This window comes from Lentzea pudingi, assembly GCF_014646255.1.
In the GTDB taxonomy this organism is placed as follows: Bacteria; Actinomycetota; Actinomycetes; order Mycobacteriales; family Pseudonocardiaceae; genus Lentzea; species Lentzea pudingi.
On the sequence record NZ_BMNC01000055.1, the window covers coordinates 1 to 658 of the forward strand.

Here is a 658-nt window from a genome sequence, read left to right on the forward strand (position 1 = left end):
TCCGGATCAGGGACAGTGCCTGGTGGGTAGTTTAACTGGGGCGGTTGCCTCCCAAAGAGTAACGGAGGCGCTCAAAGGTTCCCTCAGCCTGGTTGGCAATCAGGTGTTGAGTGCAAGTGCACAAGGGAGCTTGACTGTGAGACTGACGGGTCGAGCAGGGACGAAAGTCGGAACTAGTGATCCGGCCATGGCTTGTGGAAGCGTGGTCGCTCAACGGATAAAAGGTACCCCGGGGATAACAGGCTGATCTTCCCCAAGAGTCCATATCGACGGGATGGTTTGGCACCTCGATGTCGGCTCGTCGCATCCTGGGGCTGGAGTAGGTCCCAAGGGTTGGGCTGTTCGCCCATTAAAGCGGTACGCGAGCTGGGTTTAGAACGTCGTGAGACAGTTCGGTCCCTATCCGCCGCGCGCGTAGGATACTTGAGGAAGGCTGTCCCTAGTACGAGAGGACCGGGACGGACGGACCGCTGGTGTGCCAGTTGTTCTGCCAAGAGCATTGCTGGTTGGCTACGTTCGGAAGGGATAACCGCTGAAGGCATCTAAGCGGGAAGCTCGTTCCAAGATGAGGTATCCCACTCTTCGTGAGTTAAGGCCCCCAGCTAGACCACTGGGTTGATAGGCCAGAGGTGGAAGACCGGTAACGGTTGGAGCTGAC

At 57.8% G+C, this 658-nt stretch carries 1 rRNA gene; it reads left to right on the plus strand.

Going from position 1 to position 658, the window contains the following annotated elements:
* A 23S ribosomal RNA gene (locus IEY88_RS43925) occupies positions 1-658 on the plus strand; the annotation flags it as partial.